Origin of the sequence: Marinomonas sp. THO17, from assembly GCF_040436405.1 — a bacterium.
Lineage (GTDB): Bacteria > Pseudomonadota > Gammaproteobacteria > Pseudomonadales > Marinomonadaceae > Marinomonas.
In genome coordinates this window covers 875872-901826 of record NZ_AP031575.1, presented here as the reverse complement: position 1 = coordinate 901826, position 25955 = coordinate 875872, and the positions used below count along the sequence as shown (strand labels likewise).

The 25955-nt window shown below is 41.7% G+C and carries 23 protein-coding genes and 1 tRNA gene; 12 read left to right on the top strand and 12 right to left on the bottom strand.

The annotated features are described in order from the left end of the window. Positions 1–72 precede the first annotated feature (72 nt). The gene (locus ABXS85_RS04250; protein ID WP_353668792.1) at positions 73–975 is read left to right on the top strand and encodes a LysR family transcriptional regulator; all 903 of its coding nucleotides are present in this window, start codon (positions 73–75) and stop codon (positions 973–975) included. A gap of 53 nt (positions 976–1028) precedes the next feature. Here ABXS85_RS04250 and ABXS85_RS04245 read toward each other — a convergent pair whose 3' ends face one another. Further along, positions 1029–2792 carry a hypothetical protein gene (locus ABXS85_RS04245; protein ID WP_353668791.1) on the bottom strand — a complete coding sequence of 588 codons (1764 nt, stop codon included), beginning with the start codon at positions 2790–2792 and terminating at the stop codon, positions 1029–1031. Between the two features lie 194 nt (positions 2793–2986). After that, positions 2987–3226, bottom strand: a complete 240-nt coding sequence (locus ABXS85_RS04240; RefSeq protein ID WP_353668790.1) for a DUF1127 domain-containing protein — start codon at positions 3224–3226, stop codon at positions 2987–2989. Between the two features lie 115 nt (positions 3227–3341). Here ABXS85_RS04240 and ABXS85_RS04235 point away from each other — a divergent pair, with 115 nt between their 5' ends. Further along, positions 3342–4295, top strand: a complete 954-nt coding sequence (locus tag ABXS85_RS04235) for a LysR substrate-binding domain-containing protein (protein WP_353668789.1) — start codon at positions 3342–3344, stop codon at positions 4293–4295. 35 nt (positions 4296–4330) lie between these two features. On the opposite strand, the gene ABXS85_RS04230 is transcribed toward ABXS85_RS04235, so the two are convergent. Next, positions 4331–6268, bottom strand: coding sequence for a methyl-accepting chemotaxis protein (locus ABXS85_RS04230; RefSeq protein ID WP_353668788.1), 1938 nt, complete (start codon positions 6266–6268; stop codon positions 4331–4333). Between the two features lie 531 nt (positions 6269–6799). Next, positions 6800–8713 (bottom strand): methyl-accepting chemotaxis protein, encoded by a 1914-nt coding sequence (locus ABXS85_RS04225; RefSeq protein WP_353668787.1) that lies wholly within the window; start codon positions 8711–8713, stop codon positions 6800–6802. 559 nt (positions 8714–9272) lie between these two features. On the opposite strand from ABXS85_RS04225, the gene ABXS85_RS04220 reads away from it, so the two are divergent. Both ABXS85_RS04220 and pssA read left to right on the top strand, forming a co-directional pair. Beyond that, the gene (locus ABXS85_RS04220) at positions 9273–10196 is read left to right on the top strand and encodes an alpha/beta hydrolase (protein ID WP_353668786.1); all 924 of its coding nucleotides are present in this window, start codon (positions 9273–9275) and stop codon (positions 10194–10196) included. A 161-nt stretch (positions 10197–10357) separates the two neighbouring features. Further along, a complete protein-coding gene (gene pssA / locus ABXS85_RS04215) occupies positions 10358–11695 on the top strand; it encodes a CDP-diacylglycerol--serine O-phosphatidyltransferase (RefSeq protein WP_353668785.1) in 1338 nt (445 codons plus the stop codon). Positions 11696–11736: 41 nt separating this feature from the next. Here pssA and ABXS85_RS04210 read toward each other — a convergent pair whose 3' ends face one another. The 3 genes from ABXS85_RS04210 to ABXS85_RS04200 form a co-directional block, all read right to left on the bottom strand. Beyond that, complete coding sequence (locus ABXS85_RS04210; RefSeq protein ID WP_353668784.1) at positions 11737–13053, bottom strand: type II toxin-antitoxin system HipA family toxin; 1317 nt, start codon at positions 13051–13053, stop codon at positions 11737–11739. Then, positions 13047–13370 (bottom strand): helix-turn-helix domain-containing protein, encoded by a 324-nt coding sequence (locus ABXS85_RS04205; RefSeq protein ID WP_353668783.1) that lies wholly within the window; start codon positions 13368–13370, stop codon positions 13047–13049. The genes ABXS85_RS04210 and ABXS85_RS04205 overlap by 7 nt, the downstream gene beginning before the upstream one ends. A gap of 274 nt (positions 13371–13644) precedes the next feature. Then, entirely contained in the window at positions 13645–14916 is a 1272-nt protein-coding gene (locus ABXS85_RS04200) for an aromatic ring-hydroxylating dioxygenase subunit alpha (protein WP_353668782.1), read from the bottom strand. A gap of 250 nt (positions 14917–15166) precedes the next feature. Here ABXS85_RS04200 and ABXS85_RS04195 point away from each other — a divergent pair, with 250 nt between their 5' ends. Beyond that, positions 15167–16288, top strand: coding sequence for a hybrid-cluster NAD(P)-dependent oxidoreductase (locus tag ABXS85_RS04195; protein WP_353668781.1), 1122 nt, complete (start codon positions 15167–15169; stop codon positions 16286–16288). A 303-nt stretch (positions 16289–16591) separates the two neighbouring features. Beyond that, a complete protein-coding gene (locus tag ABXS85_RS04190; RefSeq protein WP_353668780.1) occupies positions 16592–17713 on the top strand; it encodes a GlxA family transcriptional regulator in 1122 nt (373 codons plus the stop codon). A 90-nt stretch (positions 17714–17803) separates the two neighbouring features. Here ABXS85_RS04190 and ABXS85_RS04185 read toward each other — a convergent pair whose 3' ends face one another. Both ABXS85_RS04185 and ABXS85_RS04180 read right to left on the bottom strand, forming a co-directional pair. Then, positions 17804–19234: a glycosyltransferase family 39 protein gene (locus tag ABXS85_RS04185; protein ID WP_353668779.1), complete on the bottom strand. Its 1431-nt coding sequence runs from the start codon at positions 19232–19234 to the stop codon at positions 17804–17806. Further along, complete coding sequence (locus tag ABXS85_RS04180; RefSeq protein ID WP_353668778.1) at positions 19231–20247, bottom strand: glycosyltransferase family 2 protein; 1017 nt, start codon at positions 20245–20247, stop codon at positions 19231–19233. Before ABXS85_RS04180 ends, ABXS85_RS04185 begins: the two co-directional genes overlap by 4 nt. Before the next feature lie 130 nt (positions 20248–20377). Here ABXS85_RS04180 and ABXS85_RS04175 point away from each other — a divergent pair, with 130 nt between their 5' ends. The 3 genes from ABXS85_RS04175 to ABXS85_RS04165 all read left to right on the top strand — a co-directional run bounded on the left by ABXS85_RS04175 (position 20378) and on the right by ABXS85_RS04165 (position 23457). Further along, positions 20378–21067, top strand: a complete 690-nt coding sequence (locus tag ABXS85_RS04175; RefSeq protein WP_353668777.1) for a response regulator transcription factor — start codon at positions 20378–20380, stop codon at positions 21065–21067. A gap of 18 nt (positions 21068–21085) precedes the next feature. Next, positions 21086–22342 (top strand): HAMP domain-containing sensor histidine kinase, encoded by a 1257-nt coding sequence (locus ABXS85_RS04170; protein ID WP_353668776.1) that lies wholly within the window; start codon positions 21086–21088, stop codon positions 22340–22342. Between the two features lie 113 nt (positions 22343–22455). Then, complete coding sequence (locus tag ABXS85_RS04165) at positions 22456–23457, top strand: pirin family protein (RefSeq protein ID WP_353668775.1); 1002 nt, start codon at positions 22456–22458, stop codon at positions 23455–23457. Positions 23458–23460: 3 nt separating this feature from the next. Here ABXS85_RS04165 and ABXS85_RS04160 read toward each other — a convergent pair whose 3' ends face one another. Continuing rightward, the gene (locus ABXS85_RS04160) at positions 23461–23865 is read right to left on the bottom strand and encodes a GtrA family protein (protein WP_353668774.1); all 405 of its coding nucleotides are present in this window, start codon (positions 23863–23865) and stop codon (positions 23461–23463) included. A gap of 54 nt (positions 23866–23919) precedes the next feature. Here ABXS85_RS04160 and ABXS85_RS04155 point away from each other — a divergent pair, with 54 nt between their 5' ends. The 3 genes from ABXS85_RS04155 (at position 23920) to ABXS85_RS04145 (ending at position 25507) form a co-directional block, all read left to right on the top strand. Then, positions 23920–24120, top strand: a complete 201-nt coding sequence (locus ABXS85_RS04155) for a 4-oxalocrotonate tautomerase family protein (RefSeq protein WP_353668773.1) — start codon at positions 23920–23922, stop codon at positions 24118–24120. A gap of 105 nt (positions 24121–24225) precedes the next feature. Further along, positions 24226–25119 (top strand): DMT family transporter, encoded by an 894-nt coding sequence (locus ABXS85_RS04150; RefSeq protein ID WP_353668772.1) that lies wholly within the window; start codon positions 24226–24228, stop codon positions 25117–25119. Between the two features lie 34 nt (positions 25120–25153). Continuing rightward, complete coding sequence (locus tag ABXS85_RS04145) at positions 25154–25507, top strand: VOC family protein (protein ID WP_353668771.1); 354 nt, start codon at positions 25154–25156, stop codon at positions 25505–25507. A gap of 15 nt (positions 25508–25522) precedes the next feature. Here ABXS85_RS04145 and ABXS85_RS04140 read toward each other — a convergent pair whose 3' ends face one another. Next, on the bottom strand, positions 25523–25708 hold the full coding sequence (locus ABXS85_RS04140) for a DUF2986 domain-containing protein (protein WP_353668770.1): 186 nt from the start codon (positions 25706–25708) through the stop codon (positions 25523–25525). An 81-nt stretch (positions 25709–25789) separates the two neighbouring features. Further along, positions 25790–25874 (bottom strand) — tRNA-Leu (locus ABXS85_RS04135). Positions 25875–25955: the final 81 nt, after the last annotated feature.

The following is a 25955-nucleotide window of genomic DNA, read 5'->3' as shown; positions in this document are numbered from 1 at the left end:
GACGGTTAAATAGTAAATGCCAAATAATCACTTCAGAAATTACTGAAGTGATACCGAAAAGGAGCTTAGTCTATGAGGCAAGAAAAGCGAATCAATGTAAGATTGCTAGAAGTTTTTATCGCCGTGGTAAAACATCAGGGCTATTCTGGCGCTCAACAAGAACTCAATCTGACTACTTCAGCCATCAGTAACTATATGAGCGAATTGGAAGCTTATGTAGGTTTTGTCTTGTGTCAACGTGGCCGCTCTGGCTTTTCTCTGACTGAAAAGGGACAAGAGTTTTTTCATCATTCGATCAAACTCATGGATGAAATGGAAGAGCTGGAAAGACACGCTCAAGCATTAAAAGGCGACATGGGAGGAACGTTTCGTATTGCGGTACTGGATGCGACTGTGATGGATGAGTCCCTTTCTTTGCCAAATATTATTCGACAATTTAGTGAAAAGTTTCCGGCCGTTCATCTTAATCTACAAATTCGCAGTCCGTATGAGCAGGTGCAAGGTATTTTAAACAATCAACTGGATTTCGCTATTGGTAACTTTCCTTCCAGCGTTAATAACGTGGTAGAAGAAAAGCTGTATCGTGAGCAGCATTGGCTGTATTGCAGCCATCTTCATCCCTTATTTAATGAAAACTATGTGTCAGTCGAGCAAGTAACCAATTGCGGCCTCGTTACTCGCAGTTACTGGAATGCTGCTGATCTCAGAAAAAGAGGCTTTGGTCACAGTACGGCAACGGTTGAGAGTATGGAAGCACAACTGACCCTTATTCTTTCTGGTCGGTATGTTGGTTATCTTCCGGAGCATTATGCCCAAAGTTTTGTCAAAGAGGGACGCCTAATACCTTTATTACCAAGTGAGTTTGGGTATCAAGCGCCGTTTTCGATGATCTTTCGCCGTGGCAGAAGCCGTGAGATCTTTATTCAGTTAATGAGAGAGTTGTTAATAAAGCAAACCGGTATAAAATCAAAATAAATTGGCGTCTGTTAGTTTTTTAAATTAAATAATTACTAGGAAGCCCCTGTATCTCACGTATTGGCAAGGCATTTATTAATATCATCATTTGAAATTTTTAGAGAAATAGAGGCTCCAAAAATATCTTCTACCTTGATGTTTATGTCATCCTTTTGATCAAAGTATCTGTTGGTCTTAATCTCGGTATCGGTTGCAGTGAAGGGAATGTCTTGATCGGCATCCCCAAAGAGAACAGCTGTGATCTGTGGGATTTTACTCTTGCTCTCTGATGTATTGGGCTTAAGCACAAGCTGGTAGCTGGTGTTGTCAGCATTAGCCATGCAGGACAGAGTAAAGTCGTTTACTTCAAGTCTTGCTCTTACTAAGTAAGGTAAACTTTGTACTTTGATATCATCATTGACCTCATAGTTCACAATAAAGTCACCTGATCCTGGAGTAAAAGTGTCTTCTGATGAGCCTGCTTCTGATGAGGGAGCTATTTTGTAACAGCTGCTTTGTTTTGACGAACTCAACTTACCAAATTTGAAGGCTTGTGTATCATCGCCATCATTCGGTTTGGCAGCGGTGTTAATAATATTTACATTCTCTGGATAACTTATGCATAAGCTACTGTTATTAGTATTTGCTTCAATAAAATGGGTGTCGTTTTGACTCATTTTAGACGTCAGTTTAATAACGGCCTTTGTTTTTACTTCAACTAAGCTTTCTTGTGCGTCATTAATACCTTTTAAGATGGAATCGATGTTTTCACGGTTAAGTGAGTAGGGATTTTTTAAAAGCTTTTCAATCTCTTCTGCTGTTGGATAAAGTTTTTTCCTGAACGACCATTGCGACGCATCCCCGCCTTTTACGATATTTAATCTAAGCCAAGTTTTATCTGTATAAAGTCCATTTGGTTTGCCGTTATTATCAAGCTCTGTAATACCGTCCTTTGTCACAATTAGATTTTCATCTTTAAAATCTTTGAGACTCGAATGATCCGGGGTGTCAACAAAAGCTCTGTTCAGTGCAGTCGGTATTAGCATAAATAAGTCTGGAAGGAATCCAGGAATGTTAGACCCGCCTTTACTAAAATAGTCATAACATGTCATCACTGCGCATCCTTCTTGTTTAACCATAATTATTTCACCGTCTTTCAGAGGTACAACATTAGAATGATTGTTGGAAGCGTATTTGCTATTTCCTGCCACAAAATCAATATCCATTTCCATGATAAGGTCATTTTCATTGGCGAGTAATAATGTATTTGCAATTTCTTTTGCAAGTTTTATCTCCCCCAAGGTAATAGGGTCAGATAAAGAAAAGCTTTCTGCAGCAGAAGCGATAAATTCGAGCATAGCTGAACTCTCATCATTTTCATCTAAGTCATATTCATAGACTTTGATGTTCATGCTCAGTAAATCGCTTTCCATTTTTTTGGGCCCATACAAGGCTTTATTTAGTAATGGCGCTTTGATGCCATCAGACAACTTTTCATAGGGGCCCAATATTTTTGTAGCTGTGTCTGAATCTGTTTCTCCGGTTACAGCTTCGGTAAATTCAACGACAAAAATGACCTCATTAACTCCCCACCAATCGGCTAAATATTTTAAATAAGCATCTGTAAGATAGATGGCATATACATCGTTTCCATCAGTAGAACCGTCGGTTTCAGTTTTAAAAATGGTTTTATCATCTGTTACTAGATTGGCGGTGGAAGTGAGGGGTTCTTTTAATTTGCCATCTGATTCGACTGAGCGAACACTGATGGTACCTGTCGGATTACTGGAACAAGCAAAAAGCAAAAAACTGACGAGTAATAAAGTGATTTGTTTCATTATTATTTCCTGTGTGGAATTAGTCACTTTGTGAGGGTAAGCAATTTTCTTTTTATTACTCTTAATATGCTTTGATTAAAAAGTAAACAGTTTTATTGGTATGATATTGAGTTTGTTTGCGTGAAATTTGGGGGTGGATCCGGCTACCAAGGTGAGTAACCGGATTAAAGGTGTGAGTTTCTGGATGGCATTATTTATTTCCAAATAGGTTTATTCACTTCATTGTATACATCAGATGAAGTTAAGCCTAAATCTTTTAGCTGCATCTCGTTCAATCGATGAAGCTGACGACGGGTTTTCCAATTATGGTGCATTTTAGCAATAAGGCTTTTGATACTTTTGAGTGCCACTTTGGTGAAGTCACTTGCGCTTTTTTTCTTCAAAATAAGGCGTTGAGCTGTTAATTCTAAATGTGTATCTTGATAGGTTTTCATTTTGTTGTCCTCTCGGTTGTTGTCAGATTATGTGTTTATAGTGGTACAGATATTTCTGAGGGACAAACGAGAAAAAACCTATTATGATTAAGAAAAACTTAACTATAGGTGAGTTATGTCATTATCTCGCAGTTTACCGCCATTGAAATCTATGTTGGCGTTTCGATTTGCCGCAGAAAGTTTGAGCTTTAAAGACGCCGCTGAGCATTTGTTTGTTACTCAAGCGGCAATTAGCCAGCAGATCAAAACCCTAGAACAGCATCTTGGGGTGACTTTGTTTGAACGACAAACGCGTCAAGTGATATTGACCTCAGAAGGTCATTATTTATATGACTACGTCAATCGGGCCTTTCAGTTAATGGAAGAAGGGGTGCGAGGTATTACTCAGGACCCGAATCCAAACACCTTGGTTATTAGTGCAGTACCTTCTTTTTCGAGTCGTTGGTTAGTACCTAGGCTTGGTATGTTTCAAGCGTCGGTTCCCGATATTAATCTGCGGCTTAGTCCTAGCATCGGCTTGTCAAGTTTTGCCGATACGGATTTAGACCTTTGTGTGCGTTTAGGTGAAGGTCATTATGATGGATTACAATCTGAACTATTATTTGAAGAGAACCTTTTACCAGTATGTCACCCTGCGTTAATTGACACATCTAAAGGCATTGTTGAACAGCTTTTGGATATCTCTATCATTACAGACACTGGTCCAGATATGGAGCATGTTTGGCCTAAATTACAAACTTTTCTTAAGTTATACGATCTACCTTTAAAGTCTAATTTGCATGTGGCGGATTCCACTTCCTTAGTGGAGGCTTTGTTATCTCGACAAGGTTTGGCTATGGTGCGTTTTGGTTTGGTATATGATCACATTCAAAAAGGGCAGTTGATTTGTCCTTTACCTGTCTATATGAAATCACGTTACGATTTTTATTTGGTGGCACCAGCACCACATTTTAAGTATGAAAAAATACAAGCGTTTCGTCGCTGGATTAAAAGTGAAGTAAAAGAAATTGATGTGGCTTGGCAAAAATACCTGGCTCAGCATACTGACTGTAAGGCTCTATCCATCTAATTGGCAGAGCGGTGTTGCCGCTCTGCCAAAGTTTTTTACAGTTTGAATTTATTCACTTGTGTGCGAAGGGATTCTGCCAAGCCTTTTAAATCGTTAGATTGTTTTAAACCGTCTGACATTTGATCCAGCAAGTTGGATGAAACATCACGAACCGCTACGGTATTTTTGCCTATTTCACTAGTGACGCTGGTTTGTTCTTCGGCGGCTGTGGCGATTTGAATGGTCATTTGGTTGATTTGTTCAATGGCATTGGCAATTTCTAAGAAGCTTTCGCCTGATTTTTTTGTGTCCTCAACACTGGTGTTGGCTAGGTTATGGCATAGTTCCATGACTTTTACCGCTTTGTTGGTTGTGCTTTGCAAAGTAGATATCATGCCTGAAATCTCTTCCGTCGAAAGGTGAGTTTTTTGTGATAAGACACGAACTTCATCGGCAACGACGGCAAAGCCTCGTCCTTGTTCTCCGGCGCGAGCGGCTTCAATGGCAGCATTCAGTGCGAGTAAATTGGTTTGTTCAGCTATGTCACTGATGGTGGAAACTATGCTGTTAATTTTGTCTCCTTGCTCATTCAGTTCGGTAATGACCTGACTGGCCTCGTTGACTTCGTTTGATAATTGAGAAATGGATTCTAAGCTTGCTTTGGCAAGTTTTTGACCATTATCGCTTATGGTGACAGTCTTGTTTGAATTGTCTGCCGTCATCTCAGCGTTAAGCGCAATTTCTTGCGTAGCGGATGTCATTTCTTCAACGGCCGAGGCAACGGAAATCATTTCGTCCTGTTGGACATTTAAGCGTTTAGTGCTTTCTTCTACGGATTGAGTACTTTTGGTTGCTTGCTCAAATAAGGTATGAGTAAGTTGTTCAATACTTTTGATAATGTCGCGTAGTTTGAACACAAAGTCATTGAAGTTGTGCGCCAGTTTACCGACTTCATCCTGACTTTTGGTGGAGATTTGTACCGTTAAATCGCCTTCACCTTGGGCTATGTCAGCAAGAGCGTTTGATACTCTAAACAAGTCAGCTAATAAGGTTCGAATCATAAAGCTCATAAGGAAAATAGAAACCAGCATCAGCGCAATGGCCACTAAGGCTTGTTTTAAGGCCAGTTCTGTTACGGGGGCCATGAGAATATCTTTTTTACCTAATAACACTAAGGTCCAAGGTGTATTTTGAATACGTCGTGAAGACATCAAATAATCCACGTTATGGATATTAATGTCGCTGAGCATATTCGATTGACTATTTTCTTGAATGAAAGACAAACTCAAGCCTTCATCTACTTCATTTAGCATTTTATTGTTAAAATCGTTTGCTTCATTTGATGCGTTCGTTGTTTCTGGGTAAGAAATAATTCTACCTGAGTCAGACACAATAAAAGCGTATCCTTCACCTGGCACAGCCATGTCTGAAATCACATTATCAATACGACTTAAATTAACATTGGCACTTAACACACCGTGAAATTGTCCGTTCTGCTGTGTTTGTTGAACTAGAGAGATTAATAACGCTCCGGAAGATCTGCCTCTATAAGGTTCTGTTATAACTAAGTTTTGTGTTTTTAGTCCTGTTTGATACCAGCCCCTTTTGGTTACATCGTAATTCTCCAGAACATTTTTACCGCGGCTGGAAAAAGTGTCGCTGGATTTTAATCCATAAACGTCACCGGATTTTAATCCATAAACTAAGGAGCTTAATTCAGCTGCAGAAATGGTTTGTTTTAATGACCTTAAAATAACATCGTCATTATCTGGATAGGCTTCAACAGTTTCTTTTAATGCATGAAGTACTTGCCCTTTGTCGGCTATCCAATTCGCAATTTGATTTGAGCTTGCTTGTCCATAAGTCAGCATGTTCTGATGTAAATCCTGAGTAATTTGACCGCGTATTGCGACAATGGAAATGACAGTTAGTATTGTTGATATGATTAACAAAATGCCGCAACTAGAGAGAATCAGCTTTTTATTTAAGGTCATCAAAAATATCCTTATCGTGTTAGGGGAATAACGCAAATTATGGAAAATATTGAAATTTTTTTGAATATTATAATTGAATGCTATCTGTTGTAAATGATGTAGTGATTAATAAAGAAATATATCTTTCTTAAATTAACTTGATTTTCAAGTTAATTTAAGGTTTATCTTCAAAGCTAAGTTTTTTATTTAATGAAGATGGGTTGGGTGACTTGGTATTAGCTGAAAGGGAGGGATTATCTAAGATTATAAAAAGCTAATATTTTTTATAAAGGTGGCTTAATTTTCCAGTCTTGTTGAGTGAAAAATTTTGGTTAAGGTGTTCTGTTGATTGGTTTGTTTTTCCTTTAAATATGTTTTCTTTTGCTAATCTGAATTTACGTGTGAAAAAGTACAAGCGTTTCGTCGCTGGATTAAAAGTGAAGTAAAAGAAATTGATGTGGCTTGGCAAAAATACCTGGCTCAGCATACTGACTGTAGGGCTCTATCCATCTAATTGGCAGAGCGGTGTTGCCGCTCTGCCAGAGTTTTTTTTTACAGTTTGAATTTATTCACTTGTGTGCGAAGGGATTCTGCCAAGCCTTTTAAATCGTTAGATTGTTTTAAACCGTCTGACATTTGATCCAGCAAGTTGGATGAAACATCACGAACCGCTACGGTATTTTTGCCTATTTCACTAATGACGCTGGTTTGTTCTTCGGCGGCTGTGGCGATTTGAATGGTCATTTGGTTGATTTGTTCGATGGCATTGGCAATTTCTAAGAAGCTTTCGCCTGATTTTTTTGTGTCCTCAACACTGGTATTGGCTAGGTTATGGCATAGTTCCATGACTTTTACCGCTTTGTTGGTTGTGCTTTGCAAAGTAGATATCATGCCTGAAATCTCTTCCGTCGAAAGGTGAGTTTTTTGTGATAAGACACGAACTTCATCGGCAACGACGGCAAAGCCTCGTCCTTGTTCTCCGGCGCGAGCGGCTTCAATGGCAGCATTCAGTGCGAGTAAATTGGTTTGTTCAGCTATGTCACTGATGGTGGAAACTATGCTGTTAATTTTGTCTCCTTGCTCATTCAGTTCGGTAATGACCTGACTGGCCTCGTTGACTTCGTTTGATAATTGAGAAATGGATTCTAAGCTTGCTTTGGCAAGTTTTTGACCATTATCGCTTATGGTGACAGTCTTGTTTGAATTGTCTGCCGTCATCTCAGCGTTAAGCGCAATTTCTTGCGTAGCGGATGTCATTTCTTCAACGGCCGAGGCAACGGAAATCATTTCGTCCTGTTGGACATTTAAGCGTTTAGTGCTTTCTTCTACGGATTGAGTACTTTTGGTTGCTTGCTCAAATAAGGTATGAGTAAGTTGTTCAATACTTTTGATAATGTCGCGTAGTTTGAACACAAAGTCATTGAAGTTGTGCGCCAGTTTACCGACTTCATCCTGACTTTTGGTGGAGATTTGTACCGTTAAATCGCCTTCACCTTGGGCTATGTCAGCAAGAGCATTTGATACTCTAAACAAGTCAGCTAATAAGGTTCGAATCATAAAGCTCATAAGGAAAATAGAAACCAGCATCAATGCAATGGCCACTAAGGCTTGTTTTATGGCCAGTTCTGTTACGGGGGCCATGAGAATATCTTTTTTACCTAATAACACTAAGGTCCAAGGTGTATTTTGAATACGTCGTGAAGACATCAAATAATCCACGTTATGGATATTAATGTCGCTGAGCATATTCGATTGACTATTTTCTTGAATGAAAGACAAACTCAAGCCTTCATCTACTTCATTTAGCATTTTATTGTTAAAATCGTTTGCTTCATTTGATGCGTTCGTTGTTTCTGGGTAAGAAATAATTCTACCTGAGTCAGATACAATAAAAGCGTATCCTTCACCTGGTACAGCCATGTCTGAAATCACATCATCAATACCATTTAAATTCACATTGGCACTTAACACACCGTGAAACTGTCCGTTCTGCTGTGTTTGTTGAACTAGAGAGATTAATAACGCTCCGGAAGTTCTCCCTCTATAAGGTTCTGTTATGACTAAGTTTTGTGTTTTTAGTCCTGTTTGATACCAGCCCCTTTTGGTTACATCGTAATTGTCCAGAACATTTTTACCGCGGCTGAAAAAAGCATCGCCGGATTTTAATCCATAAACTAAGGAGCTTAATTTAGCTGCAGAAATGGTTTGTTTTAATGACCTTAAAATAACATCGTCATTGTCTGGATAGGCTTCAACAACTTCTTTTAGTGCATGAAGTACTTGTCCTTTGTCGGCTATCCAATTCGCAATTTGATTTGAGCTTGCTTGTCCATAAGTCAGCATGTTCTGACGTAAATCCTGAGTAATTTGACCGCGTATTGCGACAATGGAAATGACAGTTAGTATTGTTGAGATGATTAACAAAATGCCGCAACTAGAGAGAATAAGCTTTTTATTTAAGGTCATCAGAAATATCCTTATCGTGTTAGGGGGATAACGCAAGTTGTGGAAAATATTGAAACTTTTTGAATATTATAATTGAATGTTATTTTTTGTAAATGATATAGTGACTAATAAAGAAATTTATCTTTCTTAAATCAACTTAATTTTTAAGTTGATTTTAAGATTTATCTTAAAAGATAAGTTTTTATTGAAAACGGAGTGATTGTATTCCTATCTATACATGAAAAAAGGACGATAAGGAGGAAGGTATTGAGCGGATAAGTTGTTAAAAGTTAGAAGAAGAAATGTGAGCTTATTGATATTTTACCTAAGTGGATAAGGTCTTTTAAGATCTATTTAATGCCTTTTTATTTAATGAAGATGGATTGGGTGAGTTGGTACTACCTGAAAGGGCTTTTTTATTATCTAGGATTGTTAAAAGGCGAATATTCTATTTTATAAAGATGGCTAAATTTTCCAGTCTTGTTGAGTGAAGCAGTTTGGGTAAGGTGTTTTGTTATTCGGTTTATTTTTTCTTTGGATGTGTTTTCTTTTACTAATCTGTAATTTTAAGGAGTAATTCATGAGCTTGTTTAAAGCTTTTACTATGGGGTCAATACTAACCCTTATAACAGGATGTAATGTAATGACATCTTCTTCGGTAAAGGTGTCAGAAGATAACCTTATTGAGCCGCAAACTGAATGGGCACCAGTACCTGATCAAGTGCCAGCTAAAGAAGGTTATGTTGACGTAGATGGTGCACGACTTTGGTATTGGGATACAGGTGGTGAAGGTGAGGCTGTAGTGCTCCTGCATCCTGCTTCCAGTAGCGCATTAATATGGAAGTATCAACAACCTGTGTTTGCTAAAGCGGGTTATCGAGTAATTGCTTATTCTCGTCGTGGTCATTTGAATACTGAAATTACCGATGAGTCAGTCACTGTGAGTGGCATGAGTGACTTGTTGAGTGTGGTTGATCATTTGGGAGTAAAGCGTTTTCACTTAGTGGGATTAGCCGCGGGTGCTGATATTGTTCCTGATGTTGCTGTGTCTTATCCTGAGCGATTGCTGAGTATCACGATTGGGGTGACCATAGGTAAAATAGGTGATCCAAATTACCGTGCCACAGACGATACCTTGTTTCCGGAAGGCTATAGAGCCATGCCAGTACTTTTGAAAGAAGTCAGTCCAAATTACCGTGAATCAAACCCAGAAGGTATGAAAGAGTGGTTAGCAATTGAGGAAATTTCACGCTTGAAGCGAGTTGCCATCCCCTTGGAAAATGCCCTTACTCCAGAGCAGATTGCTGCAGTTGAAGTACCTCTTTTACTCTTTACAGGTGATGCAGACATGTACATGCCACCTTCTCGATTGCGCAGTTATGCAAAATATTGGAACGATCCTGATGTGTATATTTTTAGAGAGGCAGGACACGCACCATATTGGGAGCAGCCGGTTGCGTTTAATCAGTTATTATTGGATTTCTTTGCTCAGCATGGTGAGTAAATTTCAATAGTCTTGTGTTTGTAACGGATCTGCTCATGGAAGCTTAGAGATAAAAGTGTTAACTCATTATTTTACTTTGTGTTGTTTAATATTTTTAACGAAATTGGTGAGCAGATTTGTTACAATTTTGTCTGTTTTTTTAAAGGTCGTTTTTTTAAGTTATGCCACAAGCTTCATTGTTCGTATCCTTACCCATGTTTTCTGCTCATCCAGATAACTTTACTATCCTGCATTCGCCAAGTGAGTATCGAGAGTTTCTACTTGAGGCGATTCGTACTGCGAAGTCGAGAATCTTCTTGGTCGCTTTGTATTTGGAAAACGATGAGGGAGGGCGTGAGATACTAACGGCGGCCTATGAAGCCAAACAGCGTAGTCCAGATTTAGACATTGTGATTTGTGTCGATTGGCATCGTGCACAACGGGGATTGATTGGCGCAGAAGCCTGTGAAGGAAATGCTGCCATGTATCAGGAGTTTGCGCAAAAGTACAAAGAGCAAATTCCGGTTTATGGTGTGCCAGTGCGCCATCGTGAAGTGTTTGGTGTGCTGCATTTAAAAGGTTTCATTATTGACGATAAAGTCATTTACAGTGGTGCTAGTTTCAATAATGTCTATTTGCATAAGCAGGATAAATACCGATTAGACAGATACCATGTATTAGAATGCCAAAAGCTCGCTGATAGTATGGTGGGTTTTATTGAGCAAGTCATGATAGGCCACATTGCCGTGCAAGATTTCTCCCAAGGAGAATGGCCTACAACGAAAAAACTAAAGCCTTTGATAAAACAGTTTAGAGCGTCTTTGCTTGAAGCCTCTTACTCATTGGAAAGTGAGTTGATTAATCCGCAGCACATAGGTGTAACCCCTTTGGTGGGGGTGGGTAAAAAAGACAATCAATTGAATGAAGTGATAGTGGAAATGATTGCCGAGGCACGAACGGAGTTGTATCTTTTCACGCCTTATTTTAATTTGCCGAAAGTGGTGTTAAGGGAAGTTAAGCGTGCCATAAAGCGAGGGGTAGAAACTCATATTATCGTTGGTGACAAAGTAGCCAATGATTTTTATATTCCACCTGAGCAGCCTTTTAAACCCATAGGTGGTTTGCCTTATTTATACGAAATTAACCTACGCAAGTTTGCCCGTTCCAATCGTAAATATTTGTCTAGCGGTCAGCTTGCTATTCATTTGTGGCGACACGATGCCAACAGTTTTCATTTAAAAGGCTTATGGGCTGATCGTAAGCGTGCTTTGCTGACAGGGAATAATGTCAATCCAAGGGCTTGGGCGTTGGACTTGGAGAATGGCTTGCTGATTCAAGACAATCATCAATTGTTGGAAGGTAAGTTTCAAGCTGAGTTAGAAAGTATTTTTGAACATACCAAAACGGTGACCAATTATTTGCAATTGGATACACGTAGAGAATACCCTAAAGCTATTCAAAAGTTACTTAAGCGTGTGTTTCGGGTACGGGCGGATCGTTTGTTGAAACGCATTTTGTAAACAATAACCTTGTCTTCCTTTACGGACATACAGCTCATTAGCTATAGGGTTAGTCTCAGATTGGCCTTGATCTCGTCTATTAATGTATTGGGCACATCCCATTCTTTTGCGAGCTTGGGCCAATGGGAAACCTGTTCAATGGTTTTGTCAATGATGTCGTCTAACTTGCGTCTACTAAACATTGGGCTGAGCTTTTCGAGGCTATAGAAGTCATCCCGTGTGAAATCATCTCGTTTGCCGTTTAAGCTCATCCAATGGCTATTGACCCATTTGCTGCCGGGCTTGTAGCTGTAGGCTAAATCATAAGCGGGCGCGAGAGACCAAGTATCATTATGCAGTATGAAAGCAAAATTCTTAGCGTGATCGTCATGGTTACGGGCAATGATATTGAATGTCATACGTTTAATAAGTTGCTCCGCATCGAGGGCTGATAATTGCATTTGTCTTGCGACTGCAAACACTTCTGCGTATGAGCAGCTTCCGGGTTTTTTATAATCAATATGAGCCAAACCATTTAGGGTTTGTACGTGAACTTTTTGGTTTTTGATTCGGTCAAATCGCTGAGTGATAAAATGTCGTCGATTGCCTTCATTTAATAATCGGCTCGGCATGATTTCGATACCACATTTTTTTGCCATTAAATAATAGACAAATTCCATGGCGCCATAACCGAGAGGGTCGCCAAAGGTTTCTTGGTTTTGGTTATGTTCACTAACACCATCAAACTTCATTAAATAATGAGTGAAGTCTTTTGGCACGCTAGTTTGACCTGATCTTACTTGGCTGAAATCTTTATTAAAGGCTAATACGGCTTTGGGTCTTGCTCCACCGGCGCTCATGCCTACTGATAATAATGACATCATGGCCTCTCGATCTTCTTGTTCATTTGGTTTGAGTGCAACGGCAAAATGATGTCTTGAGTCGAGTATGTCTTGTGCTATGGATACAAGGGATTGGATTTCTACTTGTTGAGAGGCATTGAGGCTGCGTAGTTTTGTGGCTGGCGCAAACTCTAATGCGCCCATGCCTCGCTTTCCAGTATATTGTAGTCTTTGCAATGGGGTAATGTCATTTGGTGAACGGCCTTGTCCTGCGACCCAAGCATTCAGAACCGCATTACCAAAATCGTCAGGTAAAGAGTCAGCAATTAAACCGGGTAGGCCTTTAAAGGTATTGAAATCCAGTTCAGGAAAGCGGTATATGCGTGTGGACAATGGCATTTTGATCGGGGATAACTCTATGCCCTTTTTGATGAAACTGGGTTCATATTCAAATGCACCTATGCCTTTGTCTGTGTCAAAGCTTACTGCACCAACGTCATGATCTTGGTAGGTTACCTTGATGACTTCCATTACCATTCGCTTACTCCAGTCTGTTTGTTACTCGCTTGTCCTGATGCTCTTTGTCGTTTTTTACCTTGTAGTTTGGCCAATTGTAGTGGTGAAATTTCTTGTTTTGGAAGAAATAGATCAATTTGTTCAGTCAGGTCTAAGGCCATCATAATGGCCATCATAATATCCAGTTGTACCTTGCCTTTTTCAGCGTTTAGAACGGTTTTGCGTGCCACTCCAGCCAGTTTAGCGACTTCTAATTGCGTAAGATCTCGATTTAAGCGTGCTTGTTTTAGTCTCTCGCCTATTTCTTCTGCTAATGCGGATGCGGTTAAGTGTTTCATCTTTAATGTCCTAAATTAGTTACATAAGCAGTGTTTTTCATTCTAATGTCTCTAATTTAGAACCTTATAAGAGTTTAGTCAAATTTCTATAGAGTGCTTTTTTGGTGACATTGTGTGTAATTTACCTATTTAAAGTAACTAAAAAGGGATCTTGTGGAGAGGTTTGCTTGGTTTATGAGTAGGTCGTGTCATAGGTATAAAAAATCCGACTAAGCGGGCTTAATCGGATTTTGACGCCCTATGGCTATAGCATAGGGCGATCAATGAAAAGAGGTTAAGCAGAAAGGTTTTTCTGCATGGTGTGGGCGTACCAGTTAAGAAAGTTAATAACGCCAAACTCATAGGTCTCTGAATAAGGGCCAGGTTGGTAGCCAATAGAGTTAATGCCCATTTGATTGCGTTCGCCAAGTACCTTGTCTTGTTCGTTGGTTGCATCCCACACTTTACGAAGGTTCTCAGGGTCATAATCTACCCCTTCTACTGCGTCTTTATGAACAAACCATTTGGTGGTGACCAAGGTTTCTTGCGCGGAGATAGGCAGTACTCTAAAGACAATGAAATGATCCGACTGCATATGGTTCCATGAATTTGGCAAGTGCAGAATGCGCATTGAGCCCAGTGAACGATTTTTGATGCGACCTAACAGCTTATTAGAGGCAGCAGAACCGTCTATGGTCATGACTTGGGTGCCTTTTTTGAGAGGCATGCGCACAATGCGATTACGTTGTACTTCACCAAAACTTTGGTGTTTATGAGGAATGCCTTCCGCGTCCCATTGAGCGGATTGTTCAGCATAATGATCGAGAAACTCTTGCGAAGCTCTTGGGTCTTCTGTGTCGTCCCATTCCAATAGGGTGTTCAATAGCTCAGGATGGCTGGCAGAACAGTGATAGCATTCGCGATTATTTTCAAGCACTAATTTCCAATTCGCCTTTTCATACATGGTGGACTCTACAGCCAGCTTAGTGTTTTCAACATCGTAGGGTTCCATGTAGCTTTCCAGTGTCGCAAGATAGTCTTCAAATCCATCGTCTGGCGCTTGTTCCGCGAGACAGATAAAAATGAAGCCACCAGCGGTTTTGCAATGGGCGGATTTTAGGCCATGTTCTTTTAGCTGGAAGTCTTTATTCATTTCAGTGCCAGCAAACAGTAAGTTGCCTTTTAAATCGTAAGTCCACTGATGGTAAGGGCAAACCAAATTCGCCACCTTGCCCCTATGCTCTGTACAAATAACGGAGCCACGATGGCGGCAGGTATTGTGAAAAGCATTTACATTGCCTTGAGCATCTCGCACGATGAGCACCGGATTTTGGCCGATTTCAACAGTGAAATAGTCGCCTTTTTTAGGAATCTCGCTGGTCATACCGACAAACAGCCATTCTTTTTGAAAGATTTCTTCCATATCAATGCGAAACATATGTGGATCATTATAAAGCTGCGCCTCTAGGGAGTAATGACTAGGACGAGATGCTAGTAGATCGCTCATAGCGGATTTGGCATCGGCTAAATTGGCGTGACGAATATTAAGTAAATCATGTTGATTCATCTTTCTGGCCCTTACTGACAAAAAGATTGATAGGGATGTCGTTAACGTCGCCATATTGTCTTAATTAAGGGATATGAAAATGCCTAATTCCGACACGAGATGGCATTTAAATCGACGTGCTAGGGCAGAGCTGGCTTACTCTTGGTTGTGTTGAGCAAGTTATTGTCGCTGAGGGTTAAATCGACATTGTACATAGCCACCAAAATGGCTCGAAATGATCTGATGAACATCTATTTTGAAGGAAACTGCTATGACAGATTTGAACAATGCGTCAGCTGACTACCTGGCACCAGTCAATACGCAAACCTGGGTTAATGGTCGTCACAATGTACGTTGTGTGAAAGTGATACATGAAACATGGGATGTGAAAACCTTTTGTTTTATGGCGCAACAGCCTGTCATGTTTTTCTTCAAACCAGGGCAGTTTGTTACCTTGGAGTTGGACATTGATAATAAGCAAGTCATGCGTTCTTATACCATTTCGAGTTCGCCTTCTGTCCCTTATAGCTTCTCTATTACGGTGAAAAAAGTGCCGGGTGGTGAGGTGTCCAATTGGTTGCATGAAAACATGAAAGTGGGGACGGAGCTGGCAGTACATGGCCCGGTAGGTCAATTCAACTGCATCGATTTTCCTGCCGAAAAAGTGCTGTTGTTATCTGGTGGGGTGGGCATTACGCCGCTCATGTCTATGGCGCGTTGGTGGTTTGATACCAATGCGGAAGTGGACATGACTTTCATTCACAGCGCGCGTTCTCCTCGTGATGTGATTTATTCTCGTGAATTGGATCATATGGCGGCGCGCTTAGACAATTTTGGTTTGTACTTGATTGTCGAGCGTATGGAAAACGGTTTGCCTTGGCAAGGATATCGCGGTTATCTAGATGAAGCCAAGCTGGACATGATTTCTCCCGATTTCATGGAGCGCGAAATCTTTTGCTGTGGCCCAGAACCCTATATGAGAGCAGTGAAAAAGCTTTTAAAAGATAGGGGCTTTGACATGTCCCACTACCATGAAGAATCGTTCGGTTCGACGCCAGTTAGCGTGGTAGAAGATGCCATAGAATTGGCGGAGGTAGCACAGGCTGAAGCAGATGCAGTTAGTCAGGAAGATCTACTTCGGGTGGAATTTGAAGAAAGCGGCAAGAGTGTTCAAATTGCGGCTGGAGAAACCTTGCATAATGCAGCTGCTAAGTTGGACCTAATGATTCCAAAAGCTTGTGGTATGGGCATTTGTGGTACTTGTAAAGTGATGATTAAATCGGGGGAAACTCAGATGGATCATAATGGTGGCATCACAGATGAGGACGTGGAAGCGGGTTATGTATTGTCTTGTTGTACAGTGGCCAAGTCTGATGTCGTAATTGAATATTAGGGGAGAAACAGAGCAAGTTTTTTGGACGCTGTATTTTATTTTGAGTTTTTATTAAATAAGCGTTCAATAAAAGAGCAAAACAGGTCTATATTAGTGCAAAGCGAATGCCTTGATGTGTCCTGAGCATGAAGAAAAAATGTGCGTGTCGTTTTTATTGCTCGGAAGCTTTTTAGATTTCAAGGCGTTAGTGTGTGTTGGTGTGTTTTCTTAATAAAAATAACAGCACCTCTTCAAACATGGTCTGTATTTTGCTGTACATGGATCAAGTGTGGAGAAAGTGCATACATAAACGAGGGCATTAATATGGTGATGGCAACAAATTCAGATTCGGTAGTCCCATTTGAAGCAAGAAAAACGACGAAAGTGGGTTTCTTGTTGCTGGATCATTTTACTATGATCGCTTTGGCTTCTTCGATTGAACCATTACGCATGGCCAATCAGTTGTCCGCTGAACCTTTATACAGTTGGAGTTTGATCTCTGAAGATGGTGAATCTGTCACGGCCAGTGATGGTTTGAGTCTGACGCCAGACATGTCAATTCAAGACATTACCAACTTTGACATCATTATCGTTGCGGGTGGTGTTGATATCACCCGAGCTTATACTGCAAAGCAGGCCTCTTGGTTAGTGAAGCAGGCGCGTAAGGGCGCTACCATCGGTGGAATTTGTACTGGGGCTTATCTATTAGCTTATGCAGGCTTGTTAGATGGTTATCAGTGCAGTGTACATTGGGAATGTCTCACCGCTTTGCAAGAAACCTTTCCAAAAGTGAAGTGTAATAATCGCTTGTTCTCTCTTGATCGCGATCGTATTACTTCATCCGGTGGAACGGCCGCTATGGATATGTTGTTGACTATGATGGCAAAACAGCATGGGCCGCGTCTGCCAAATGCCATTTCCGATATGTTTATCTGTGAACGTATTCGTCATGAGTCGGATCAACAACGTATGCCAATGCGTCAGTTTAATGTCGGTGGCGCGGGGGCAACTAAGTTGGTGGATGTGATTGAACTGATGGAAAATAACTTGGAAGAGCCTATCGAACTAGACGAATTAGCGAGTTTTGTCGATGTATCTCGTCGTCAAATTGAGCGTATGTTCCATCGCCACTTAGATTGTTCACCTTCCCGTTATTATCTTAAGTTAAGACTGGAAAGAGCACGTAAACTGTTGAAACAATCCAACATGTCTATTGTAGAAATTTCCATGGCATGTGGCTTTATTTCAACACCGCATTTTAGTCGTTGTTATCGTAAACACATAGGTGTGTCCCCTCGTGACGAACGTAAAATGGCGTGGAGCCATCAAGCGAAGCAAGATTTACCTCAGTCTAACGGTGAAGAACCAGTGATTAAGATGGCCCATGCACAAGAGGCACTTAATCACTCTCATGCCGAGCCTAGCTACGGTTCGGTCTCTATGTAAGCTGTATTTTACACATAAAAAACGCGCTGATTGGTATAACAACAGCGCGTTTTTTTATTGCCATTTAAAGCGCAAAACTCGTTTAATGTCCTATTGAGCACAATAGAATAAAGCTTCTTTGCTGGATTGCGCTCTTTTGTCACATTGCCATGCTTCATACTGAGTTGAGTCTTGTATGCCCTGTACAATGAAGAAGCTGTTTGTTTGCGCAGGTAGCCAGTCGGCTGTGTCTGTAGACACCTTTTTAGCTTTACCCCTTGAATAGTATTGACCAGAAAACGGGCGTTTATGTAAGTAATATAAGTCACTCATATTGGCTTCTGGTTGTTGTTGCCATTGCTTTAGTAACGCTTTCTCTGATCTTACTGGTAGCCAATTAAAATGCAGAGCACTGACTAAAAGAACCAAGAGCAAGGGCGTGATATAGCCGATTTTATAGTACCCATTTGGTAGTCTTCTTTGCTGATGTAAATGGACGAGCAGCAAGGCCATAGCTGGTAAAGCTGGCATGACGTAACTGGCCAGAATGTTGCCGGAAAAGCTGAATAACAACATGGGGGCCAGCATCCACCAGACTAGGTAACTGCCCAGTCCATTTTCACTGCTTTGCGCGTCACGATTGTCTTTTAAATTGCGCAACCATTGCCAAAGGATCAATGGACTCCAAGGCAGCATGGCAATCACAGCGTACAACCAAATGGTGCCTCGGGTTCTTTCGTGGGCTGAACCATACAGATCACCTTGCCAACCACTGACGATAAAACGCTTTATGTGTTCGCCGACGATAAAATAGTCCAAAAACCCCGGCGTACGGTATTCGGCCATTAGGTACCAAGGAATGGCAATGATCAGAAACAGCAAACTACCGTATCCCCAAGGTAAACTTGACCATAGGTGTTGCCATCGACGGTCTGGAATTAACCATAAGGTTAAGGATATGCCTACTAAGACCACAGCCAAAGGTCCTTTGGACAGCATGCCCAAAGCCAACCCGATGAAGAATAAATACCCCCATAGCTTGCCTTTGTTATGCCAGGCTTGCCAAAAACTGACCATGGTCAGACAGACGGAAAAGGTCAATGCTGTGTCTGTCATTACAGCGCCACTGAGAATAATAAAGGCGCTGGTTGAAGCTAATATGCTGGCAGCAAACCAACCCATTTGCGAACCACGATAGAGGCTAGAAGCAAAGCGATAGACTAAGCATAAAATGCCCATGCCTACTAATAAATGTGGCAAGCGTGCGGCAAACTCATTGATTCCAAATAGGCTGAAACCAAGGCTGCTTAGCCAAGTAAACATGGGAGGTTTGCCCCAAAAGGGTACTTGATAGTCAAACATGGGAGTAATCCAGTTTGAGGTTTCAAACATGATGCGAGCCATTTCCCCATAGCGTGCTTCGGTGGTGTCCATTAGAGGGTATAGACCCAAAGAAAGCAGTCTTAGGCCGATGCATAAGCCGATTAGTATTATGCTATTGCGCTTAAAGGTGGCGCTGAGTTCAGGTGTATTGGATTTCATAATGTGCGCGTGTCCGTATTCGTATGACTAGGTTTTGTTATGGCTTCTTCCATCAGTACATAAAGCGGTCGTTGTTTGGATTCAATAAAAAGGCGTCCGACGTATTCGCCTAACACGCCAATCGACAATAATTGGATGCCACCAAGGAAAAGAATGATCAAGATAGTGGAAGGGTAGCCAACCACAGGTTCGCCCCAGATTAAGGTTTTGGTGAACACCACCAGCGCCATGACAAACGCCGCCAATGACGTAGCGAGTCCTGCCATGGTTGCCCAGCGCAAAGGTTTGGTACTAAAAGAAGTGATGCCTTCTAGGGCAAGGTGAATCAATTTGGGATAATTCCATTTGGTTTGGCCTGCTAACCTTGGGTCACGGTCAAAGCTCAATACTTGACGGCGGAATCCTGGCCAAGCAAGTAAGCCTTTCATGAAGCGAGTGCGCTCAGGTAAGGTGTTGATGACTTTTACTACTTTTTCGTCCATCAGACGGAAGTCGCCAACGTTTTCAGTAATGGAATGATCGCTGACATAAGACATGAAACGATAAAAACCGTGCGCAGTGAAACGTTTTAGCCAATTTTCCCCCTGTCTTTCGCGACGTTGCATTTCGACTACTTGAGCGCCATTGCGCCAGGCCTCAACCATTTGTGGAATGTATTCGGGGGGATCTTGAAGGTCGGCGTCCAATAGGATGACACAACGCCCTGCGGCGGCTTTTAAACCCGCGCTCATAGCCGCCTCTTTGCCGAAGTTTCGACTTAATCTAAGGCTGCGTACGTAATGCAAAGGATGATTGAATTGACTGACCATGTGCCAGCTTTGGTCTTGACTACCATCGTCTATGTAAATGATTTCACAGCCTTGCTGCAGCTCAGATAAAGCCTTAGTGACTCTTTGGTGGCATTGTTCTAATACCTCGCTTTCATTCAGAAAAGGAATGATGACACTGACCAAGGGTTTGGTTTTAGGGTGAATGCTGGCTTGTGCGTAATCTTGAAAAGAAACGGCGCTCATAATAATTTCCTGTCGTTGTAAACGAATGAGGCCATACTATTTGAGAGGCTGTCGCAAAAAGGTGATTCACTTTTTTTTCACCTCAATGTGTGACAATGTGGCTATAGAAAAAGCTTAATTTAGGTAACTTATGAAACTCTTGTTGGTGGAAGACCACAAAGACATTGCGGGCGTCATCTTTGACTATTTCGAACTCAAGGGATTTGACCTTGATTATGCGAATAATGGTCAGCATGGTTATGATTTGGCAACAGCTGAGCATTACGACGTCATCATTCTGGATGTTATGTTGCCTAAGATGGATGGCTTGACTGTGTGTAAATCATTGCGAGAAGTAGGCGTTGATATACCGATTCTCATGTTAACGGCACGGGACACTAAAGAAGACATCTTGGCAGGGTTTGATAGCTTGGCAGATGATTATTTGGTCAAACCTTTTGACTTAGAGATTCTAGATTCACGCCTGCAAGCCTTGGTGCGTCGTCAGCAAGGAAAATTGGCCAATCGTACCCTGTCGTTTGGCCAATTAACGTTAGACACCAAAAACCGTATGTTACAGCGTGAAGGCAGTCGTTATGCCTTAAACCCTTCGCAGTTCACCATCCTAAAATTGCTGCTGCTAAAAGCGCCTGATGTGGTCAGTAAAGACGAAATTTGTGATGCCTTGTGGGGCGATGAGGAGCCAGACACTAAGGTGCTGCGCAGTCATATTTATCAATTGCGCAGTCTTATGGATAAGCCATTCCAGCATGATTATTTACAGACAGTTGCTAAAGTGGGTTACCGTTTAGTGGCTGAGCCCAGTTTGCCAATTGAATAATGTATTTGATGACACCCCATGAAACAGATTAAAACCGCCAAGCAGCTCACCTTTACGTATTTTTCTGTGGTGGCCTTTGCCATTATTGCCTTTCATTTTTCGATGTTTCAGTCCGTGATTGAAAACATTGAACTCATATACGCAGAAAACCGCATGCTCAAAGATAAAGAAATTGCCGTGGCACAATTGCAGGGAACAGATTTAACTCAGGTTGCGATACCGCCATTTTCAATGGCTTATCTAGGAAAAGAAAATCTGCCACTAGGCATAGTGCTGGATCCCACTATGAAAGATGACAAACCATATGAACTGGATGAAGCATCGGATACTGATTTAGAAGTTTTCTCCATGCGTTCGCAAGTGTTGATTAACGGTCAATTTAGGACTTTATATATCATTCATTACGATGAAATTTATGAAAGCAGCGAAGCGCAAATGTTTCGTACTCAAAGTACCCAGTTGTTCTTATCTTTGCTGCTTTTAGTGGTCAGTTTGTGGGTGGTGATGCGCATTGCTACACGCTTAACCAAGCCTTTATCAGAGTTATCAGAAACATTGGCGAGTAGGAGTGCGAATGATGTTTCGGCGATTCCTTTACCCAGTGGTGCCGCCACCCGTGAAGTGCATCAGCTAGTGGCTTGTTTTAATGATTACCAGCAACAAATTGGCTCGCTGATTGAGCGAGAAAGGGCGTTTAATCGCTATGCCAGTCATGAGCTGAGAACCCCGCTTATGGTGTTAAAAGGGTCCATTACCCTATTGGAAAAAGCCAATTCACCAGACTTTGTGGAGCGCCAAAAAGTCAGGATGCGCCAAGCTTGTCAGGAAATGGAAGACTATATATCCACGCTTTTGTCTTTAACTCGTGAAGAAGATTTGTCGGCAGTGGCAAAGCGAACTGTGACGAAAGCGGAGTTTGAAGACATTTTGCGGGCGCATTCTATTTATCTTATCGGTGATGAGGTTGATATGGTGCTGGACATTGAACAGAACTTGGTCACCCAAATGCCCGAGCCTATTTTGCATATTTTGGTGGGCAACATATTAAAAAATGCCATGGCCTCAACCAGTCAGGGTGAAGTTCGTATTCATGTTTTAGAAAATAGCGTTCGTATAATAGACACAGGTTGTGGCTTATCTGGCAAGCCGGGTGGAGAGAGTTACGGATTAGGTCTCATGATAGTGCGAGATATCTGCGCCAAATACGCTTGTGAATTTAGCTTGGAAGATAATTCGAAAGAAGGTTGTACAGCGCATCTCAAATTCCCTAATTGAAATGGGTTTATCAAAATAGTCGATCTTTTAGATCCAATAACAGCATAAAAGAATCGACTTTTTTGATGTTATCATGCTGGTTATACAAATTGGCTGTTTGTCTAGGGGGAATTATGAGCAAGACCATTTTAAGAAAAATGCCACTGGAAATGTTTTGGCCAACTTTTGACCCTTTTTTGTTTTGTGCTTTTCATAACGATGATTACCCAAAAGGTAATGGTGAAATGGGGCCGGACGCGCCTTTGAATAATCGCCCCATCGGTCAAGATTTTTCAGGCATAGATGGTTGGCGTATGTATCATGGTAGTAAGGTGCCTGGATTTCCTGCTCATCCACATCGCGGTTTTGAGACGGTCACTATCGTCAACGAGGGTTTTGTTGATCATGCGGATTCTATGGGGGCCGCAGGCCGTTATGGCAATGGCGATACCCAATGGATGACGGCTGGTAGAGGTATTCAGCATTCAGAAATGTTTCCTTTACTGAATGAAGCCGATAGAAATCCAGCCGAATTGTTTCAAATATGGTTGAACTTGCCTAGCAAAAATAAAATGGTGCCACCGCATTTCACTATGCTATGGAATGAAGACACACCAGTGTTGACCAAGCAAGACTCAAATGGCAATGAAGTGAAGGTAAAAGTGATTGCAGGGTCAATAGAAGGAATTAAGCCATTGCCTTGTCCGCCAAACTCCTGGGCGGCGGACAGCAATAATCAGGTAGCCATTTGGTTGATTGATTTGGCTGAGCATGCTGAATGGACTTTACCAGCTGCACAAGCTGGATTAACTCGAACCTTATATTTTTTTGAAGGTGAAGAGGCGCAAATAGACGACACGACAGGCTTGGTGAATCAGGCATTCTTATTAAAAAGTGAAGCCGAATTGACGATGAAAAATAAGGGTAAGCCGGCACGATTTTTACTTTTGCAAGGTCGTCCGATCAATGAACATGTCGAGCAGCACGGCCCATTTGTTATGAATACTCGTGCAGAGTTGCAGCAAGCCTTTCAGGATTATCAGCGCACGCAATTTGGCGGCTGGCCTTGGCCTCGCCACGATCAAGTGCATGATAAAAGCAAGGGGCGTTTCGCTGAGCATGCCGAAGCGAACTAATGCTTACGCGGGCGGCGATGAAAAAATCCAATACCGAGAAAGACTATAATTAATCATCATGCCGAGCAGCACGCCGGGCACTAACGCAATATAGTGGCCAAAAGCTAGGTGTTGCATGGCATCAAGTTGATTGAGAATGACATAGCAGATCATATTAGGTACAAACGCCACAATTGAGCCGCCAAGGAATTGCAACCATTCCACTATGGCGGCTTTATTTTGTTGTGCGAATGTAAAATGACGGTTCCACCACCAATTACTGCTGGTCGCGATCCAAAAAGCCAAGCCTCGGGCGACAGCATAATCCAGCCAGTGACTCAATAAAGCAAAGCTGCTCATATCCACCAGAAAACCGATTCCGCCAACCAAAGCAAAGCGCAAAAGAGGGTGCTTTAATATCTGTTTCATGTTGCAATCTTAATGAGTTGAAGGTCAAAAAAAGATGAATTTAGGAGATAAGTCATGCCTTACGTGAAAATTCGTATTACTAATGAAGGAGTGACCAAGCAGCAGAAACAAGCACTGATCAAAGGGGCGACGGATTTGTTGGTTGAGGTTCTAGGCAAGAATCCAGCGACTACTGTGGTGGTGATTGATGAAGTGGAGACCGACAATTGGGGGATTGCTGGTGAGCAGGTAACAGAGCTGCGTAAGCAAAAATAAATATCATTCCTTTATGGAATGCAAAATATTAAATTTATTCTTTTTACAAATACTATATCAGACTGCAAGCTAGAATCTTTCATCATATGGTATTAGAAAGCTTGTATGTGGATTGTCATAACCTTATTTGCCGCGGCTTGTCAGTCAGCTCGAACGGCTTATCAAAACACCCTTGCCCATGATGCGGGCTTTCTTCATGCCACTATGGCACGTTCGTTATACGGTTTGCCTTTGGTGAGTGTGTATTTGCTGGTGGTTTGGTTCCTATTTGGCGGTGTGCAATGGCCAGCAGAAGCGATTTTTTGGTGGGCTGCTTCAAGCTGTGCTGTAGCGCAAATGTTAGCCACCTATTTCATGCTGCGTGCGTTCCGATCAGGTAGTTTTGCAATGGGAACCTTGTTAGCCAAAACAGAAGCCGTGTTGGCGGCATTAATTGGTTTGCCACTGCTGCATTACACATTAACCTTAGGATCATGGTTGGGCATTGCTTTGGGTGTAATGGGCGCCATTGTGATGACGGTGAAATGGCAGAACCTTCGTCGAGCACATAAAGATGCGTCATTACTGCTTGGTTTGGCCAGTGGTTTTTGCTTTGCTATTACCTCTGTCATGGCTTCCATGGCCAGTCATGCTTTATCCGGCTCCATTGTTACCAGTGCTGGGATGACCCTTTGTTATGTATTGGCATTGCAGTCACTCATTTTAGTAGGGCTGCAAGCGATACTAAGCCAAGATCTCTTAGTGTCCTTTCGCCAGCATAAAGGTTTAAGTTGGAAAGTAGGGGTATTAAGCTCACTGGGTTCCATTGGTTGGTTTACCGGTTTTGCTTTGGTGAATCCAGCTTTAGTAAAAACCCTTGGGCAAATCGAAATATTAGGCACCTTATATTATTCTAAGGTACGTTTTGCTGAAAAAATACCGAAACAACAATGGTTGGGTGGCGCTATGATTGTACTCAGTGTCATATTGGTTGTGGTATCGACGGCGAAAGATGGGTGAATAAATAAGGCGGATCAATAACAAAGGAAAAGGCATGCAAACGACAAAAATTAATTATGTAGAGTTACCCGCTCGGGATCTTGAGTTAAACAAAGGTTTTTTTCGTCAAGCCTTTGGTTGGGATTTTGTGGATTACGGTACTGAATACACAGCTTTTAAAGATGCGGGCTTAGATGGTGGTTTTTTTAAGGCAGATTTTTGTTCGCGTCCGCAACAAGGTGCCGCTTTGGTGGTGTTATATAACGAGGATCTGGAAGCGGTTGTTGATCAAGTAGTGGCTGCTGGTGGCACCATTGAGCAGGTAATTTTCGAATTTCCTGGTGGCCGTCGTTTTCACTTTTTAGACCCTTGTGGTAATGAGTGGGCTGTTTGGGGGCCTTTGAAATAGGCCTTTTTCAGTTACTTATTCTCCAGGTGTTGTTGTTTCGTTTGATGTGACCTCAGGTGTAACTGTTTGATTGGCTTGTGCTGCTAACTTGGCGCGATCCGCTTTGGAAATGTATTTTGGCTTATTTTTCGGGTTGGCTTTTTGGTTGGCTTGTTTCGCCTTCTTGGTCAGAATGCTTTTGATCTTTTTGCGGCGGTTCATGTTATTACCTGATAAGTGAAGTAACAGTTAATTGGATATAAACGAAAAAAGCCCTGATCATTCGATCAGGGCTTTTCATGTTGGTACCAGTAGGCGGACTCGAACCGCCACGCCTTTCGGCAACGGATTTTGAATCCGTCGTGTCTACCAATTCCACCACACTGGCCTTGAAAAAGGTGAGGCGTATTTTAGGGAGATTTGAGAAGATGTCAACGACTGTGTGAATTATTTTTTGTCTTTTTACTTT